This window comes from Bacillus sp. KNSH39 (assembly GCF_052656585.1).
On sequence record NZ_JBQXYO010000001.1, the window covers coordinates 2,813,932 to 2,831,630 of the forward strand.

Here is a 17,699-nt window from a genome sequence, read left to right on the forward strand (position 1 = left end):
TCAATTATACAAAAGTACCCGCTCCTCTCCAAGAGATTCACGGGTACTTTTTATCACCGTAGTTTTACCTATATAGTGATTAGTATTTTTCTAATACTAATACATCGTAACCATCTAACATTTTACGACCATCTAAGTAAGTAAGTTCTACTAAGAATGCAATTCCTGCTACAACTCCGCCTAGCTCTTCAACTAACTTAATTGTCGCTTCGATTGTTCCACCTGTAGCTAATAGATCATCTGTAATTAATACGCGTTGACCTGGCTTAATTGCATCTTTATGGATCGTTAAAACGTCTTTACCATATTCTTTACCGTAGTCAACTGTAATTACTTCACGTGGTAATTTTCCTAATTTACGAACTGGCGCAAATCCTACTTCTAACGCATAAGAAACTGGGCAACCGATAATGAAACCACGAGCTTCTGGTCCTACTACAACATCGATATCTCTTTCTTTTGCGTACTCAACGATTGCGTCTGTTGCTGCTTTGTATGCTTTACCGTCATTCATTAAAGGTGTAATGTCTTTAAACACAATACCTTCTTTCGGATAATCCGGTACAATTGCGATATGTTGCTTGAAATCCATATTTCTGAATCCTCCTCAGATCTAAAAGGTTTGTAAATACAAATCCTTTACCCTAACTGTTCTACTTCTTTATGATTACGAATCGTTTCAAACCATGTATATAGTTGCTGATATGTGCTATAAACCAATTCTTTTTCTAATTGTAAGTGGTTCATTTTCTCACGATATGTGTTCGATTCAATTAAATCACGCTTTTGTTTTTTGTCTGCCATAAAAATGACGCCATCTTTTATTGTAACAAATTCTAACTCAAAAAACACCTGTGTCATGAAATTTACTGTATCTTTTGACCAACCTTTATGACGACATAGTTGTTCTCCATATTGTCTTAAAGAAAATGGTGTTTTTTGGCTTAAGAAAGAATAGTACCATTTAAAGTGTTCTCTCGTCGGAACTGTACTAAATAAGTGGTTATTCTCTTGATAAAATAGCGTATAAATTCGCGCTGGGAATCCTACCTTAAATAGCTCACGTAATTCATCTGTTCCTTTTGGTAAATCAAGTAACACGATATATTGATCATCTAAATGCGTTACTTCTGAAGCATGCATGAGCTTTTCTTTATAGCTCTCTAAAGAAAATTTATTCAATACCTCTTCAGAAAAATACACCATTGTTATTTTTTCTTTCGGAAGTTCTGCTAAATTTGCTTCTGCATTACGCATACTACGCCAATCAAATAATTGCCACGCCTCTACAGCAATATCTTGTACCATTAGTTGTGGCTTCTTAAAGTTATTCCATTCATTAATAGACGCTTCTCCTATTACAGATACTTTTGCAACTGGAGAGATTTCTTTCGCATATGCACCAAAGCCAAATCCAATTGTATCCAGTGTTGCTTGTCCATCACGAAGAGCCATTTTTAAATGAGAGCCATCTGATCCAATTGCGCGAATGCTTTCTAACTCTGCATCTTTTACTGCAATACGTGGTTTCGGATTTCCAACACCAAACGGGGCTAGTTTTTGCATATCTTCAATTGCCGCTAGCGTTACATCCTCTACTTTACAAAAAACATCAACTGCTGTAATTGGAATAAAATCTTCTTCTGTTAAAATCGCATCTGCTTGTTCATTTAAGCGGCGACGTAATTCATCTACATCATTCATATGTAGCGTCATTCCCGCTGCCATCGGATGCCCTCCGAAGTGTGGTAATAACTCTCTACAATCTGATAAATTTGCAAACAAATCAAATCCTGCAATACTACGTGCTGAGCCTTTTGCTGTTTCTTTTATAGGATCAATGCTTAATACAATCGTCGGACGATAAAAACGTTCAACTAATTTCGAAGCAACAATTCCAATTACCCCTGGGTTCCAGCCTTCTTTCGCAAGTACTAATACTTTATTTTCTTCTGGTGGGAAGTTATTTTCCACTTCAGCGATAGCCTCTTCTGTAATTTGCTTTACAATATCTTTTCGCAGTTTGTTCAGCTCATCAATTTCTTCAGCTAGCTCTTTCGCTTCCTCTGGATCATCTGATAATAAAAGGTGTACAGCCGGCGCAGCATCTTCTAAACGCCCAACCGCATTAATACGAGGTGCAATTGAGAAACCAATACTCTCTTCGGTAATTTCACTTTGCGAAACGTTAGCAACTTTAAACAATGCCTTCAAACCAATATTTCTCGTCATACGCATATGTTTTAAACCGCGTTTCACTAGCAACCTATTTTCACCATGAAGTGATACTAAATCGGCTACTGTACCGATTACTGCGATCTCTAATAAATGTTCTGGTACACGGCCTAATAGTGCATGCGCAACTTTAAACGCAACACCTACACCAGCTAAATAGTGAAACGGATATACACCGCCATCTAATTTCGGATGTATAATCGCAAGTGCTTCTGGCAATTCTGGCGGTGGCTCATGGTGATCTGTAATAATTAAATCTATTCCAAGCTCTTTCGCTACATTCGCTTCATGTACCGCTGCAATACCAGTATCGACAGTAATAATTAGCGAGAACCCTGCGCTATGTGCCCAACGAAATGCTTCTTCGTTCGGTCCATACCCTTCTGTAAAACGATTTGGAATGTAAAATTCTACTTCTGCACCTAATTCTTGAAGAGCAAGATATAAAACTGTCGTACTACTTACTCCGTCCGCATCGTAATCACCAAATATTAATATTTGCTCTCCATTTTGAATCGCCTTATTTACACGTTCTACCGTTCTATCCATTCCTTCTAATAAAAATGGATCATGAAATTCTTGATTTTCTGTATTTAAAAAATCTAAAATCTTATCTTCTGTATCGAGTCCTCTACCGAGGAATAACGAAACGACAAGTGGCGATAACTGTAATTTACTTGCTAATTCACTCACTCGCTCGTCATTATATTCTTTTTCTTTCCAACGCGTCTTCGGTTGTAACACGAAATCACCCCTTAACCTGTTCATTATACAAGACAGATTAAGGGGTGACAATATAATGCAAACTACGATGCAATATCTATATACTAAAATGTTAATGATGTTTAATTTGGAGAATACGGATTTATATGTACGAATACATTTTGTACATTATCTTGTTTCATAAGTATTTCTTTCACATGTTTTCCAATACGGTGTCCTTCTTCTACAGTAATGTATGGATCTACGGACACTTTAATATCGACAATAACATAATGACCATGCTCCCGTGCATATAAAGAACCAATTTTTTTCACACCATCTACTTGAAGAACTGCTTCTCTAAGCGGAATAACATCCTCCTCATGAAGAACATGGTCAAGCGTTGCATGAATTGCTTCCGCTCCAATGCTCCATGCCATTTTTACAACAAGAAGTGAAACAACTAATCCCGCAATTGGATCAGCGTATACAAGCCAGTCTATACCAAGCTTACCACCTATTATAGCTGCACAAATACCGATTAAAGCTGCAATTGAAGAAAATACATCCGAACGGTGCTCATATGCATTTGCAATAATTGCATCACTGTTTACTCTTTTCCCTAATCGGAATTTATATTGAAACATTCCTTCTTTCACGACGATTGAAAGAACAACAGCAAATATCGTAATTCCTTTCGGCGGTTCTAGTTCTTGCGAAAAAGCTTTTATAGACGAAATCGCGATTTCAAGTCCCACAATAAATAATAATACCGCAACAATAATCGCTGAAATCGATTCCGCTTTACCATGACCATACGGATGATCCTCATCAGGTGGCTGCTTTGCCGCTCGCAATCCAAAAAGTACAGCTAGCGAACCTATTACATCTGATGCAGAATGCACGGCATCCGCTAATAGCGCTTTACTGTTCCCAATATAACCAATTACCGCCTTTACAATCGCTAATATAATATTACCAACGATCCCGACAATAGCACCAAACTCGGCCTGTTTAAAACGTTCATCTTTTTCCATAATTAAAATCCCTTCTTTTCTTAACCTATCTTTTTATTTTAACAAAAACAGCGATAACACCACCACTTTCTTCCATCTTCTTTCTGTTAAAAAGTTGCTATCTTATTGTATCCACAAACGAAAAAAGAGATGCCTCATAAAGAGACATCATCTTTTCTATACTTGCGGTTCAGATTCTACTTTCTCAACCTTCTTCTTGTTTTTTCCCTTTTTCAAACGACGGTTTTCAAGCATTAACCAAATTTGAGAGGCAACGAAAACAGAAGAGTACGTACCTACAATTAATCCAACAAGTAGCGCAAACGAGAAGTTACGTAGTGACTCACTACCGAAGATAAGCAGTGCAATTACTGGGAATAACACTGTTAATACGGTGTTAATCGAGCGACCAAGCGTTTGGCGAATACTTGCATTTACAATTTCTTCTAGATCTTTTATATCGCGCACTCGTTTTTTCTGTTTGTATAATTCACGGTTTCTATCAAATGTAACAATCGAGTCATTAATAGAATAACCGATGATTGTTAGTACTGCAGCAATAAACGTTAAGTCTACCTCTAGTTGGAAAATACTAAACATAACAATCATAACGAATGCGTCATGTAATAATGCAAGTACTGCAGATAACGCATACGTAAATCGGAAACGAATACTTACGTATAAAATGATAACCGCAGAAGCAATCAGTACTGCGATAAATGCATTTCGTGCAATTTCTTTACCGATTGTCGGTGAAACTGTACTTACGTTTGGATCTGTACCATATTTATCGTGGAAGAATGTTTTTGTTTTCGCAATTTCATCTTTTGATAAAACACCTAATGTACGAACTGCGAAACCTTTATTGTCATCTCCAGTCGGTACAATATTTTCTTCCTTCACATCAATGTTCAATTCTTTAAAATCTTTATGAACATCAGACACAGTAACGGCTTGTTTTGATTGCAAGTCGATACGTGTACCACTCGCAAAGTCAATACCAAGATTCAATTTGAAAATTGGTAAGATAATTGCACCCGCAATTACAACTACAATCGAGAAGATAAGGAATTTATGACCGATATTTACGAAATTAATACGATCAAATCTTGTTGGCGGATGTACTACACCTTTTGTTAATGGAATAATATCCTTTTGTTTCACACCAAAATATCCTGGTTTTTTATCAAAGTAACGGCTCTTTACAAGTAGACCTAGTAAGAAACGAGTACCGAATACGTTCGTAATAAAACCAACTAAAATACTTACGATTAAACTTGTTGCAAATCCTTTTACAGAGCTATTACCATAAACGAATAACACACCAGCTGCTGCAAGGGTCGTAACGTTTGCATCTAGAATTGTTGCTAATGAACGATGGTTACCAGCACGGAATGCCGACATCATTGACTTACCAATTTTCAGCTCTTCTTTCAGTCTCTCGTACGTAATAATATTTGCATCAACTGCGATACCTACCCCGAGCACTAACGCTGCAATACCTGGCAACGTAAGAACTGCATGCATCCAGTTAAAGACAAGTAATGTAACGAAAATGTATAACCCTAACATAATAACCGCTACAAGTCCTGGTAAACGGTAGAATACAAGCATAAATAAGAAAATAAGAGCGATACCAATCGCACTAGCGAAAATCGTTTGCTCTAACGCTTGTTGACCAAATTTCGCTCCAACAGATGTTGAATACATTTCTTTTAAATCAACAGGAAGTGCACCTGCATTTAATAAAGATGAAAGTTGTTTCGCACTTTCAACTGTGAAGTTTCCACCTACGATAGATACTTCAGCTTGGTTAAATACTTGGTTTACTGTTGCTGCTGATAAGAATTTCGGATTCGGTTTTGCAGATTCTGCTTTATACGAATCTTTTCCTTCTTCAAAGTCAAGCCAAATTACCATTAAATTCGTTGGTGGTGGCATTTTAGAAATTTTTTCAGTTACTTCACGGAATTTTTCAGCACTTTTTAGTGTAAGACCTACGCTCGCACGGCCTTGCTCATCAAATGTTTGCTTCGCTCCGCCGCCTTTTAAATCCGTTCCATCCATAAGAAGGTTATCATCCACATCACGGAATGTTAATTTCGCTTGTGTTGATAACATTTCACGTGCTTTTTGCTGATCTTGTACACCAGCAAGCTGTACACGAATTCGATCTTGCCCTTCGATTTGAATGTTCGGCTCACTTACACCGAGAACATTGACACGATTTTCAAGAGCACCTACTGTACTTACAAGTACATCTCGATCGATTTTATCACCTTTTTTGGCTGGTTTTACTTCATACAGAATTTCAAAACCACCGCGAAGGTCTAGTCCTAGACTAATTCCTTTTGCTATGTCTTTTCCTGCCGCACCAATTACTCCACCGATTAATAAGACGATGAGGAAAAAGGCGGCAATTCTCGTACCACGCTTTGCCATATGTACCCTCTTTCTGCTACTAACACTTTCAATAAATCTCTTACGATTCACTGCTATACGTGTGCATACGCCTAGTTAGTAGACTTCCTTTCTATAATTTTTGCTAGTTCATCACTAGCTCTATAGGTAAGCTTTTACACTACCTACACTTCCATCATTTATTTTCCTCTTCACTACCTCCTTTATATATAATCTTAGACATAATTATTTCCTCTTTATCAATACATATCATTATACTGCAAAAGGAAGAACAAACCAATTGCAGTCGGTTATTTATTTTCGTACTCATCAAATGACCAAAGTGGCGCTTGGTAAGCTTCAACAGTTAAATATGTCATATATTCATTAGCTGTTACTGTTAATACGTCATTAACTAATTCATACAATCTAACATCGCTGTCTATCTTCTTCCACTTTTTCACTTTAAGAAACTTCCAAATGTCATCATCTGTCACTCGGTCGTAACCGAACATTTGAAACTCTTCTACTTTACTTTCTAAAACGACTTGTAACTGTCCGCGGTATGATTCTACCAAAGCCTCTCTATCTAACATCTATAAACATCTCCTTCTTATTTCAGCACGAAAAAGTCGCTTTAATCCCGCTCTAATGGACAGCAATAACTACTTTCAAGAGCACTATCATACTTCACTCTCTTAAATGCTTGTCATTCTTGTCTCGTACGTGCATATAAATTATTGTAAATCATTCCATTGATTTTGAGAAGGTAGGAGAAGAACATGACGAGACAAAGCTTTTTAAAAGGCGCATTTATTTTAATGGTAGCCGGCTTTATTACAAAAATACTCGGCTTTATCAACCGCATAGTAATGGCACGTATTTTAGGAGAAGAAGGCGTTGGTCTTTATATGATGGCCGTTCCTACATTCATTTTAGCAATTACATTGACACAAATTGGTCTTCCTGTCGCAATCGCAAAATTTGTAGCAGAAGCGGAAGCTGTGAACGATAAACAAAGAGTTAAAAAAATATTAACCGTATCACTAGCTGTTACATCCGTTATTAGTATCATTTTAACAATCGGAATTATGTTCCTCACACCTATTTTAGCAAAAACATTATTAACCGACGAAAGAACCTACTATCCATTAATGGCCATTTTGCCCGTTGTTCCTGTTATTGCTGTTTCTTCTGTGTTGCGTGGTTACTTTCAAGGGAAACAAAACATGAAACCTAGCGCTTATGCGCAAGTTCTAGAACAAGTCGTCCGCATTACCATTATCGCTATATGCATTCAATTATTTTTACCTTACGGCATAGAATATGCTGCAGCCGGCGCTATGTTATCAGCTGTTCTCGGTGAAGTTGCATCCTTATTATTTTTACTCACGTTATTTCAGCGAGAAAAACATTTATCAATACGCTCTGGATTTTTCACTACTGTAAAGGAAAGCAAAGGGACATTTTATTCTCTGATGGATATTGCCCTTCCAACTACAGGAAGTCGTTTAATCGGCTCCGTTTCATATTTTTTTGAACCTATTGTCGTTATGCAAAGCTTAGCAATCGCTGGTGTCGCTGCTTCTGTTGCAACCCAGCAATACGGTATATTAAACGGTTATGCATTCCCGCTCCTATCACTACCTGCCTTTATTACATACGCTCTCTCTACAGCGCTCGTTCCTTCTATTAGTGAAGCAATGGCAAAAAGACAACATAAATTAGTAGAGCACCGTTTACAACAAGCACTTCGAATTTCATTAATTACCGGCGGATGGTCTGTCGTTATATTATACGTATTCGCTTCTCCTGTTTTAACTCTTATGTATGGATCAGACAGCGCAACAGCATTCATTCAACTTCTTGCGCCTTGCTTTTTATTTCATTATTTCCAAAGTCCACTTACCTCTGTTTTGCAAGCTTTAAACTTAGCAAGAGCCGCAATGATGAATACATTTATTGGTGCCATCGTGAAATTAATCGTTATTTTTGTATTAGCATCAAGGCCAGAGTTTCAAATGATGGGGGTTGCACTTGCTATTGCTGCAAATATTGTAACAGTAACATTTCTTCACTACGCTACTGTTTTAAAAAAGATTACATTTACCATTTACGCAAAAGACTATATTTTCGGCGGACTTGCCATCGGTATCGCAGGCGCCTTCGGTTTTTATCTTCATAAATATATTATTTTCTCTCATTCCCTTGGCATACAAACATTATGGGAAATCACTTTAACAACAATTGTTTATATCGTACTTCTCTTCACTTTCAAACTCATTCGAAAAGAAGAGTTAAGTCGTCTCCCTATCATTCGTAAGCTTTCATTTTTGAAATAAGGTGAAACTTTAATCAGTGGGGTAATCTCCACTGATTATTAGTTATACTAATTATCCTTACTCTTCCAAAGGATAAGTCTCTAATTTTCTTTTACATCAACAAAAAATTGTCCATTTTGAAAACTACAGTATAAAATTTGTGTTATATCGTTATAACCTAAGTTTTTTAATTTCTCAATAAGCCATTCATCTGTATGCTCAATCATTTGTAAATGACTAGATTGAATTTCTCCATCAATAATAAGAGGAAGCGTAAACTGCAATGTATCTTGTTTATTTTTTTGTTTTTGAAAGACAGATAACTTCCCAGACGGTTCCAAAATAGCATATTCTACATCCCGAATATCTCCAACTCCTTGTTCCCTTAATTGCATCATTAAATCATCAATATTATATCGTTGGTTTCTCATCTTTTTTTCATCAATCTTTCCCGCATTAATAATAATTGCTGGTTCACCTTCTATTAAATGCCGAAATCGTTGAAACTTTAATGAAATGACTGACAAAATGATTTGTATGCACATAAGAAAAGTCATCGGAACTAATTGATGCAAAAGTGATTTATCGGTATTTTCAATTGCTACTACAGCCATTTCTCCAAGCATAATAAATACGACTAAATCTAATACACTTAGCTCTCCTATCTCACGTTTACCCATAAGACGAAAAATAATTAAGATGATGATATACAAAAGCATTGTCCGTCCAATTACCGATATCCATTCCATTTCTACATCTCCTTTTTTACGTATAGACTCCCCTATAAAAAAGAAACTAGTCTAACTTGAGCAAAAGGAAAATATGCTTGTATTAAAAAGGGGGAATGCATAAATGGATGGAACGAAAAAATTATCAACTGCAATTGGCTTCGGTATTGTTACGCTACTAATTCTCGCATCTATTACTAGTATGATTATGGCTCTTTTATTAAAGTTTACGAATATAAATGAAGGGACATTAACCGTTACTATTTTTATACTCGCTCTTTTATCTATGCTTATGTCTGGATTTACTGCCGGCAAAAAGGCTCAAGGAAAAGGTTGGCTAGTAGGTTTCACAACAGGGCTCACGTTCACTATACTCGTCTTTCTAGTTAACTATTTAGGCTTTTCTCAAACCTTATCGAACTCACAATTACTATATCAATTAGCATTAATGGGGGCGAGTACACTCGGTGGTATTTTCGGTGTAAATATGTCAAAGCAAAGTAACTAAAAAAGGCCCTGCACATTTCATGCAGGGCCTTCCACATTAGTTTTTCACAACTTCACGAATCGCATTGCGATCGAAAGTTAAGTGTGAACCACCAGATTTAATAACGATTTTTGTCTCATCTACTGATTCGATTGTACCGTGTAAACCACCGATTGTTACGATAGCATCACCTTTTGCTAACTCACTTTGCATTTGAGCAACTGCTTTTTGACGTTTTTGTTGCGGGCGAATTAATAAGAAATAGAAAATCGCAAACATCGCAACGATCATAACGATATTCATCATACCTGCATTCATCTTTTGTTCCTCCTTTTAAATTATGTATTAGAAGTTTTTAGCATTCGGTTTATTAAAGCCATACTGTTCAAAGAACTCTTCGCGGAAATCGCCAAGACGGTCTTCACGAATAGCTTGTCTCACCTGCTCCATTAAGTTTAACAGAAAATGAAGGTTGTGATAAGACGTTAAACGAATTCCGAACGTTTCATCACATTTCATTAAGTGACGAATGTACGCACGTGAGTAGTTTTTACATGTGTAGCAATCACAGTTTGGATCAAGCGGACCGAAGTCTCTTGCGAATTTCGCATTTTTTACAACAAGGCGACCTTCACTTGTCATACATGTACCATTTCGAGCGATACGAGTTGGAAGTACACAGTCAAACATATCAATACCACGAATTGCGCCATCGATTAACGAGTCAGGAGAACCTACACCCATTAAGTAACGAGGCTTATTATCTGGAAGAAGTGGTGTTGTAAACTCAAGAACACGGTTCATAATATCTTTCGGTTCACCAACAGATAAACCACCTACAGCGTAACCAGGGAAGTCCATTGAAACAAGATCTTTCGCACTTTGACGACGAAGCTCTTCGTACTCCCCGCCCTGTACAATACCGAATAAACCTTGATCTTGCGGACGTTCATGCGCTTTTAAGCAACGTTCTGCCCAGCGGCTCGTACGCTCTACAGATTTCTTCATATATTCAAAAGTAGCTGGGAATGGTGGACACTCATCAAATGCCATCATAATATCTGAACCTAATGCATTTTGGATTTCCATCGCTTTTTCTGGTGATAAGAATAATTTATCTCCATTTAAGTGATTACGGAAGTGAACGCCTTCCTCTTCAATACGACGGAAGTCACTTAAACTGAATACTTGGAAACCACCAGAGTCTGTTAAGATTGCACGATCCCAGTTCATAAATTTATGCAAGCCGCCTGCTTCACGAATAATTTCATGACCTGGACGTAGCCATAAATGATACGTATTACTTAAAATAATGCCAGAATCCATTGCTTTTAATTCTTCTGGTGACATTGTCTTAACTGTTGCAAGTGTACCAACTGGCATAAATGTTGGTGTATCAAATGAACCGTGCGGCGTATGCACACGACCTAAACGGGCACCCGTTTGTTTACATGTCTTAATAAATTCATAACGAATTGCTGTCATAACTTACTCCTTTTATTTGTTTCTCATTTTAGCGTGAGATGCAACGAACATTGCATCACCGAAGCTAAAGAAACGATATTTTTCTTTTACTGCTTCATTATAAGCATGAAGTACATTATCTCTATTTGCAAATGCACTTACAAGCATAATTAATGTTGATTTCGGTAAATGGAAGTTTGTAATTAAACCATCAATTGCTTTAAATTCATATCCCGGATACATGAAAATATCTGTCCATCCAGAAGCGGCGCAGAGCTTACCGTCATGATCTGTTGCAATTGTTTCTAACGTACGAGTTGATGTCGTACCTACAGTAATAATACGTCCACCATTCTCTTTCACACGATTTAATAATGCCGCTGTCTCTTCAGACATATGATAATATTCTGCGTGCATATGGTGTTCTTCAATCGTGTCTGCAGAAACTGGTCTAAATGTTCCAAGTCCTACGTGAAGTGTAATGAATGCTAACTGAACGCCTTTTTGCTTTAACTTCTCAAGTAACTCTTCTGTAAAGTGAAGTCCCGCAGTCGGCGCTGCTGCTGAACCGATTTCTTTCGCATATACTGTTTGATAGCGATCGCGATCTTCCAGCGTCTCTTTAATATATGGAGGAAGCGGCATTTCCCCAAGTTCATCTAAAATTTCATAGAAGATGCCATCATATGAAAATTCAAGCTGGCGTCCACCTTGATCTGCAGTTCCTGTGCAAGTTGCTTTTAATTTCCCTTCGCCAAAAGAAATAACAGTTCCTTCTTTTACACGTTTCGCTGGCTTTACAAGCGTTTCCCACTTATCACCTTCTTCTTGTTTTAAAAGAAGTACTTCAATGTGCGCGCCTGTATCTTCTTTCACACCGTGCAAACGAGCAGGCATAACTTTCGTTTCATTTAAAACTAAGCAATCCCCCTCATGTAAGTAAGAAAGAATATCCGTAAAATGTTTATGCTCAATATCACCTGTTTCACGGTCTAACACCATTAATCTTGATGTTTCACGATCTTCTAACGGGACTTGTGCAATAAGTTCTTCTGGTAAATGAAAATCAAACAGATTTATATCCATAGCTATATCCACCTATTTCTTATTTAAATCGATTTATTATATACATAATAAAAGATAATACAATACTTAACACAATACATGTAATGATAGGAAAATAAAAGGTAACGTTTCCTTTTTTCACAAAAATATCGCCTGGAAGCCTTCCAATGAACTTCCAAGCTAATCCAACAACGATGAGTAAGATCCCGGCTGTAATAAGCAGCTTTGGCATCTCCGTCATACTTTTGGTATCTCCATTCCGAAATGTTCATACGCAAGCGGCGTTACAATTCGGCCCCTTGGCGTTCGTTGTAAAAAGCCAATTTGTAATAAATACGGCTCATACACATCTTCAATCGTATGAGATTCTTCTCCAATTGTTGCTGAAACCGTTTCTAATCCAACTGGACCGCCACGGAATTTCTCAATAATACCAAGCAGTAATTTATGATCAATATGATCTAGACCTAATTTATCTACTTGCAGTAGCTCTAATGCCATTTGTGTAATTTCCATCGTAACCGTTCCGTTACCACGAACTTGCGCGAAATCACGTACACGTCTTAAAAGACGATTCGCAATACGAGGTGTACCACGAGCACGTCTTGCAATTTCTAATGCAGCTAACGAATCGATTTCAACTTCAAATACTTCTGCTGTACGTTCAACAATCGCAGAAAGCTGATCTACTGTGTAGTACTCTAACCTTGAAAGTACACCGAAGCGGTCACGAAGCGGTGCCGATAATGCTCCAGCACGTGTTGTTGCTCCAACTAATGTAAATGGCGGTAAATCTAGGCGTACAGAACGTGCTGAAGGCCCTTTTCCAATTACAATATCAAGGCAAAAGTCTTCCATCGCAGGATACAATACTTCTTCAATTGATCTATGCAAACGATGAATTTCATCAATAAATAATACATCCCCTGGCTGAAGCGCTGTTAATACAGCAGCTAAATCTCCTGGTCTTTCAATTGCGGGACCTGAAGTTGTTCTAACATTAACGCCCATCTCATTGGCAATAATATTCGCAAGCGTCGTTTTACCAAGACCTGGTGGTCCATATAAAAGCACGTGATCTAACGTTTCTTCACGCATTTTCGCCGCTTCAATAAATACTTCTAAATTATGTTTTGCTTTATCTTGGCCAATATACTGACGGAGCGTCTGTGGCCGTAATGAATATTCTAAATCCGCATCTTCATATGCAGATTCCCCTGAAAGGAGACGTTCGTCCATTATACTCACCTCTTACCATTTAGTAAAAGACTAAGTGCCTTTTTAATATACTGATCCGTCGTTAATGATTCTTTTAATAACTCTGGTACAACACGAGAAACTTCGCGTTCTGCGTATCCAAGTGCGCGGAGAGCTTCCAGTGCCTCATCAAGCTCAGCTGATGAACCTTTCTTCTCATCAAAACGTTCTGTGTCTGAGAATAAATCAACAAATGCATCTGGTACGACATCTGCTAGTTTTCCTTTTAAATCTAAAATCATTTGGCGTGCTGTTTTCTTTCCGACGCCTGGGAATTTCACTAAAAACTTCTCATCTTCATGCTCAATCGCTTGAACGACCTGTCCTGTTTGACCAGAAGCTAAAATTGCAAGAGCTCCTTTTGGCCCAATGCCAGACACGCCTAACAACTTTGTAAATAATAAACGCTCTTCACGTGTTTTAAACCCGTAAAGTGCCATAATATCTTCTCTCACATAATGATATGTATAGACACGGATTTCTTGCTTACTTCTTTGAAATACATACGGATTTGGTGTGAAAATTTGATAACCAATTCCATTATGATCAATTACGACATATTCCGGCCCTACATACTCCACGTAACCTGTAACATATTCAAACAAAATACGATCTCTCCCTCTTAAATCATGTATTCCATTTTAACATATTTAATGATAGAAAAGCGAGACTGCCCCAACAAATGTTCTCCACTTGAAACTTCTGTTATTTTCCATTGACAGAAAGGTTAAAGCACCTTAATATACAGAAGTCGATAATGATTATCAATACTAATTAAAGGGGTTACATCAGGATGAAACGTAAGCTATTTATTTTATTTACTATTATGCTCGTTGTTCTTTCTATCGTTGGCTGTTCTTCTCAAAAAGAAGAATCGAAGGCAAAAGAACAACCGAAAACAAAAGTTGTAAAACATGCTAAAGGTGAAGCTACAATTCCAGTAAATCCAAAGAGAATTGTTGACTTATCTGGATCAACAGAAGAACTATTACTTCTTGGACACAAACCTGTTGGTACAGCAAATACATATAAAGATAAAATCCAAAATCACTTAACAGACAAGTTAGATGGAGTAAAAGCAGTAGGTTGGTACTGGGCACCTAAAGTTGATTTAGAAGCTGTTACTGCTTTAAAACCAGACTTAATTATTTTAAACAACCGTCAATTAAAAATTTATGATCAACTAGAAAAGGTTGCACCTACAGTTGTTCTAGAAACAAACTTAGAAGACTGGCGTGGTAAGTTTAAAGAAGTAGGTAAGCTATTTGACGAAGAGAAGAAAGCAGACAAATGGATTGCAGACTACGATAAGAAAGCAGACTCTTTATCTAAAAAAATTAAAGAGAAAACAAAAGATGAGAACTTTATGTTCGTTGCAGTTACACCACAAAACTTCCGTGTATACGGTAGCTTCGGATACGGTGACATCATCTTTAATGACTTAAAACTTCCAGCAACAAAAGGTACGGATTTAAAACAAACGATGGCGCAAGTATCACTAGAAGGTCTAGTTGCATTCCAGCCTGACCAAATGTTTATTGTAAACTTCGGCGGCGAAGCTGATAAAGTTTACGAAGACTACAAAAACAGTGCCGTTTGGAAAGACAATAAAGCAGTTAAAAATAATCACGTATATGAAGTATCAAATGAAGTCTTCAATACGAAAGCATTCAATCCAATCGGAAAAGATATGCTAATTGATGAAATCGCAAAAGAAATTTTAGCTAAAAACAAATAAGAAAAAAAGCAGCTCACCATGAGCTGCTTTTTTCTTACTTTGAACTGCGTATTGCTTCATTTTTTCAATCGTCTTCACAAAACCTTCTTTTGATTTAATACGAATGCCACGTTTCAATTTCGCACGTTCATAGCTCTCAAGCTTTTTCATATCAATTTGAAAGAAAGAATGGATCGCATTATCACTTTTCGGTACACCTTTGAAAATTTGTAATATCCCTTCCTCTGAAACACCAAAATACCCGCTCGTTTTCAATAACGGAGAAATATCATCAACTTTCTTTTGCAATACAATTTGTACATCATCACGATCAACGAGCTGCCATTCTTTATACTGCTGTAAAAACTTTTCTAAATCCGTCACTTTTTCTGTAAGTATTTCTTCGCTTACTTCGCCATCAACATACATACGCTCTAATAAAATTGTAACCTCAGGTTCTTTTTTCGTTACTTCTGGTACTGGCCCTTCCGCCTTCACATTCGTTCCATAAACGAAACAAAACATCATAACGAAAGCTTGCATCGCAATCAGTATCCATTTCATTTCCGTTCACCTCTTTTAGGCAAGATCATACTTTCATTAGTAGTTTTTCCGGAAATGGGGGTTTTATCCATATTACATTTCTTTCGAAAAATAAAAAATGCAGATAAGGGTTTACCTCATCTGCATGTATCATTTACTTTTATATAAAATGAAAGACGCCTGCAAAGCAGGCGTCTTGATGCGTTTACGGCGAGAGACCAGGCGACCACATTCGCGTGTTTAGCACTTAAGCATATCTCTCGTCTTACGTAAATTAGCTCATCGCTTTGCTAATATAACATTAATAAAGTATAAGTGCAACATGTTTATAAAAATATTTTATTTCCTCTTTCATCCAAATTATTTTATGTAAATTATAAATTGATAATTGCAATATATATGTTACAATTAATGTGACAGCGAAATCATAATAAGCAGGGGATGAATATTATGAAAAAAATAAAGGATGAACGCCTCATTCTTCAAATGTTAAAAAACATACGTATTGTCTTTCTTTTTCAATACATTGGCGTAGTTGGAATTTTAGGCTATATCGGTTTCACTGAAGGCATTGATCAAATTACGAAATCTCCATTGTGGCTATTATTTATGTTTACAAGTATTTTACTTGCTTATTTACAGTTAAGTGTTTCAATCGATGTAGAAGAAGGCGAAAAGGAAATACAGTTAACTCCTTATTACAAACTTGTCTTCCACTCCCTTATTGTAGGAATCGTTACGGCTATTATTTATATTATTTTCAGTCCAGAAAGACCTCTATTTGAAGCTATTTCAACAGGTAGTATTCTTTTCATATGCTTTTTAGTTTCTTATTCCGTTAGTTATTTTATTAAAAAACGTCGCTTACAAGACAACGATGAATAAAGAGGAAGGGCTATCCCTTCCTCTTTTGTTTTGTTATCGCACTGTACCAGTTAAACCGTAACGAATGTCTCGGAACATATTCACTATGTCACGATTAAAATCGTTTGTAACTGTACCGTTACGTAGACGCGTACTCATTGCATCGACACGAGTAAACATATCATTTCTTACAGAAACATATACGTTTCTGTTTCCAACTTCATTTGCAACAGCTTGACGAATTTCGTTAGCCATCGCCGTTTCATTTGTCACTGTGTTACGTGGTTTTACCGCAATCGCTACATCGTTTCCATATACAACTGTAGACACACGGTCTACGTTATTCATACGTTTCACACGATTTGTTATTCTTTCAGCTGTTTTACCATCATTGTTAATGTATGAATTGTTCATTGTAATATTACGAGTTGGATGCGGATTAGCAATTTGTCCATTGTAATTTACATCTCGATAATAATTGTATCCTGTATCGTTACGACCATTTCTATATGTTACATAATCTGTATAACGATCATTACGTGTCACATTATCACGATACTGGTGTGTATCATTATAAGATGTACGCTCGTAATTGTAGTTACGTCCATCCATTGCATTGTTATCTTTCGGTGTACCACATGCAGCTAATGCACTGGTAACTAACAAAGAAGCAGCAATCACTTTTACTTTCGTATTCAATACAAAAACCCCCTCTGTTAGAATGAGCTTCTCTACTGAAAAGCTCCCTCTTATGATGAGTAACCGAGAAGGTTTTTACACTGTTAATATTTCACTGGGAATTTTCTAGCACTTCATAAAAAAACTTCATTTTCTTAATTAACAGGAATGTAAAAAAGGCGGGAATACTCCCGCCTTTTTAAACTTCTTCTTCGTCCTCTT

The 17,699-nt window shown here is 36.9% G+C and carries 18 protein-coding genes; 4 read left to right on the forward strand and 14 right to left on the reverse strand.

Annotated elements, in window-relative coordinates:
• Window positions 1-79 precede the first annotated feature (79 nt).
• The 5 genes from ACUL40_RS14365 to ACUL40_RS14385 form a co-directional block, all read right to left on the reverse strand.
• Entirely contained in the window at window positions 80-592 is a 513-nt protein-coding gene (locus ACUL40_RS14365) for an adenine phosphoribosyltransferase (RefSeq protein ID WP_000346215.1), read from the reverse strand.
• A gap of 47 nt (window positions 593-639) precedes the next feature.
• Window positions 640-2,979: a single-stranded-DNA-specific exonuclease RecJ gene (recJ, locus tag ACUL40_RS14370; RefSeq protein WP_000941229.1), complete on the reverse strand. Its 2,340-nt coding sequence runs from the start codon at window positions 2,977-2,979 to the stop codon at window positions 640-642.
• A gap of 101 nt (window positions 2,980-3,080) precedes the next feature.
• Window positions 3,081-3,974, reverse strand: coding sequence for a cation diffusion facilitator family transporter (locus ACUL40_RS14375; RefSeq protein ID WP_000409743.1), 894 nt, complete (start codon window positions 3,972-3,974; stop codon window positions 3,081-3,083).
• A gap of 156 nt (window positions 3,975-4,130) precedes the next feature.
• Complete coding sequence (gene secDF, locus ACUL40_RS14380; protein ID WP_001119066.1) at window positions 4,131-6,395, reverse strand: protein translocase subunit SecDF; 2,265 nt, start codon at window positions 6,393-6,395, stop codon at window positions 4,131-4,133.
• 269 nt (window positions 6,396-6,664) lie between these two features.
• On the reverse strand, window positions 6,665-6,949 hold the full coding sequence (locus ACUL40_RS14385; protein WP_000886980.1) for a post-transcriptional regulator: 285 nt from the start codon (window positions 6,947-6,949) through the stop codon (window positions 6,665-6,667).
• 186 nt (window positions 6,950-7,135) lie between these two features.
• Between ACUL40_RS14385 and spoVB the strand changes: the two genes are divergently transcribed.
• On the forward strand, window positions 7,136-8,695 hold the full coding sequence (gene spoVB / locus ACUL40_RS14390) for a stage V sporulation protein B (protein WP_445423121.1): 1,560 nt from the start codon (window positions 7,136-7,138) through the stop codon (window positions 8,693-8,695).
• A gap of 80 nt (window positions 8,696-8,775) precedes the next feature.
• Here the strand turns inward: spoVB and ACUL40_RS14395 are convergent, their stop codons facing one another.
• Window positions 8,776-9,423: a DUF421 domain-containing protein gene (locus ACUL40_RS14395; protein ID WP_000454833.1), complete on the reverse strand. Its 648-nt coding sequence runs from the start codon at window positions 9,421-9,423 to the stop codon at window positions 8,776-8,778.
• 103 nt (window positions 9,424-9,526) lie between these two features.
• Between ACUL40_RS14395 and ACUL40_RS14400 the strand changes: the two genes are divergently transcribed.
• A complete protein-coding gene (locus tag ACUL40_RS14400) occupies window positions 9,527-9,910 on the forward strand; it encodes a TIGR04086 family membrane protein (RefSeq protein ID WP_000349148.1) in 384 nt (127 codons plus the stop codon).
• A 36-nt stretch (window positions 9,911-9,946) separates the two neighbouring features.
• Here ACUL40_RS14400 and yajC read toward each other — a convergent pair whose 3' ends face one another.
• From yajC to ruvA, 6 genes are read right to left on the reverse strand one after another with little or no spacing between them, the layout of a single operon-like run.
• Window positions 9,947-10,207, reverse strand: a complete 261-nt coding sequence (yajC, locus tag ACUL40_RS14405) for a preprotein translocase subunit YajC (protein ID WP_000991115.1) — start codon at window positions 10,205-10,207, stop codon at window positions 9,947-9,949.
• 27 nt (window positions 10,208-10,234) lie between these two features.
• Window positions 10,235-11,374: a tRNA guanosine(34) transglycosylase Tgt gene (tgt, locus tag ACUL40_RS14410; RefSeq protein ID WP_000125365.1), complete on the reverse strand. Its 1,140-nt coding sequence runs from the start codon at window positions 11,372-11,374 to the stop codon at window positions 10,235-10,237.
• Between the two features lie 12 nt (window positions 11,375-11,386).
• A complete protein-coding gene (gene queA / locus ACUL40_RS14415) occupies window positions 11,387-12,439 on the reverse strand; it encodes a tRNA preQ1(34) S-adenosylmethionine ribosyltransferase-isomerase QueA (protein ID WP_000354014.1) in 1,053 nt (350 codons plus the stop codon).
• A 19-nt stretch (window positions 12,440-12,458) separates the two neighbouring features.
• The gene (locus tag ACUL40_RS14420) at window positions 12,459-12,659 is read right to left on the reverse strand and encodes a DUF2905 domain-containing protein (RefSeq protein WP_000138162.1); all 201 of its coding nucleotides are present in this window, start codon (window positions 12,657-12,659) and stop codon (window positions 12,459-12,461) included.
• The gene (gene ruvB / locus ACUL40_RS14425; RefSeq protein WP_000344449.1) at window positions 12,656-13,657 is read right to left on the reverse strand and encodes a Holliday junction branch migration DNA helicase RuvB; all 1,002 of its coding nucleotides are present in this window, start codon (window positions 13,655-13,657) and stop codon (window positions 12,656-12,658) included. Before ruvB ends, ACUL40_RS14420 begins: the two co-directional genes overlap by 4 nt.
• Before the next feature lie 5 nt (window positions 13,658-13,662).
• Window positions 13,663-14,280, reverse strand: a complete 618-nt coding sequence (gene ruvA / locus ACUL40_RS14430) for a Holliday junction DNA helicase RuvA (protein WP_000464511.1) — start codon at window positions 14,278-14,280, stop codon at window positions 13,663-13,665.
• 188 nt (window positions 14,281-14,468) lie between these two features.
• Between ruvA and ACUL40_RS14435 the strand changes: the two genes are divergently transcribed.
• Complete coding sequence (locus tag ACUL40_RS14435) at window positions 14,469-15,413, forward strand: iron-hydroxamate ABC transporter substrate-binding protein (protein ID WP_000823606.1); 945 nt, start codon at window positions 14,469-14,471, stop codon at window positions 15,411-15,413.
• Here the strand turns inward: ACUL40_RS14435 and ACUL40_RS14440 are convergent.
• A complete protein-coding gene (locus ACUL40_RS14440) occupies window positions 15,396-15,956 on the reverse strand; it encodes a BofC C-terminal domain-containing protein (protein WP_445423149.1) in 561 nt (186 codons plus the stop codon). The two genes, ACUL40_RS14435 and ACUL40_RS14440, sit on opposite strands and share 18 nt — an antisense overlap.
• Window positions 15,957-16,385: 429 nt before the next feature.
• On the opposite strand from ACUL40_RS14440, the gene ACUL40_RS14445 reads away from it, so the two are divergent.
• Window positions 16,386-16,820, forward strand: a complete 435-nt coding sequence (locus ACUL40_RS14445) for a hypothetical protein (RefSeq protein WP_000721223.1) — start codon at window positions 16,386-16,388, stop codon at window positions 16,818-16,820.
• 33 nt (window positions 16,821-16,853) lie between these two features.
• Here ACUL40_RS14445 and ACUL40_RS14450 read toward each other — a convergent pair whose 3' ends face one another.
• A complete protein-coding gene (locus ACUL40_RS14450; protein ID WP_001093536.1) occupies window positions 16,854-17,498 on the reverse strand; it encodes a YhcN/YlaJ family sporulation lipoprotein in 645 nt (214 codons plus the stop codon).
• Window positions 17,499-17,699: the final 201 nt, after the last annotated feature.

Excerpts from the sequence above, each read along its gene's own strand:
- ACUL40_RS14400 (WP_000349148.1), top strand. The coding sequence starts at position 9,527 with ATGGATGGAACGAAAAAATTATCAACTGCAATTGGCTTCGGTATTGTT.
- ACUL40_RS14375 (WP_000409743.1), bottom strand. The coding sequence starts at position 3,974 with ATGGAAAAAGATGAACGTTTTAAACAGGCCGAGTTTGGTGCTATTGTC.
- ACUL40_RS14420 (WP_000138162.1), bottom strand. The coding sequence starts at position 12,659 with ATGACGGAGATGCCAAAGCTGCTTATTACAGCCGGGATCTTACTCATC.
- tgt (WP_000125365.1), bottom strand. The coding sequence starts at position 11,374 with ATGACAGCAATTCGTTATGAATTTATTAAGACATGTAAACAAACGGGT.
- yajC (WP_000991115.1), bottom strand. The coding sequence starts at position 10,207 with ATGAATGCAGGTATGATGAATATCGTTATGATCGTTGCGATGTTTGCG.
- ACUL40_RS14435 (WP_000823606.1), top strand. The coding sequence starts at position 14,469 with ATGAAACGTAAGCTATTTATTTTATTTACTATTATGCTCGTTGTTCTT.
- ruvB (WP_000344449.1), bottom strand. The coding sequence starts at position 13,657 with ATGGACGAACGTCTCCTTTCAGGGGAATCTGCATATGAAGATGCGGAT.
- queA (WP_000354014.1), bottom strand. The coding sequence starts at position 12,439 with ATGGATATAAATCTGTTTGATTTTCATTTACCAGAAGAACTTATTGCA.
- spoVB (WP_445423121.1), top strand. The coding sequence starts at position 7,136 with ATGACGAGACAAAGCTTTTTAAAAGGCGCATTTATTTTAATGGTAGCC.
- ACUL40_RS14365 (WP_000346215.1), bottom strand. The coding sequence starts at position 592 with ATGGATTTCAAGCAACATATCGCAATTGTACCGGATTATCCGAAAGAA.
- ACUL40_RS14395 (WP_000454833.1), bottom strand. The coding sequence starts at position 9,423 with ATGGAATGGATATCGGTAATTGGACGGACAATGCTTTTGTATATCATC.
- ACUL40_RS14385 (WP_000886980.1), bottom strand. The coding sequence starts at position 6,949 with ATGTTAGATAGAGAGGCTTTGGTAGAATCATACCGCGGACAGTTACAA.
- ACUL40_RS14440 (WP_445423149.1), bottom strand. The coding sequence starts at position 15,956 with ATGAAATGGATACTGATTGCGATGCAAGCTTTCGTTATGATGTTTTGT.
- secDF (WP_001119066.1), bottom strand. The coding sequence starts at position 6,395 with ATGGCAAAGCGTGGTACGAGAATTGCCGCCTTTTTCCTCATCGTCTTA.
- ACUL40_RS14445 (WP_000721223.1), top strand. The coding sequence starts at position 16,386 with ATGAAAAAAATAAAGGATGAACGCCTCATTCTTCAAATGTTAAAAAAC.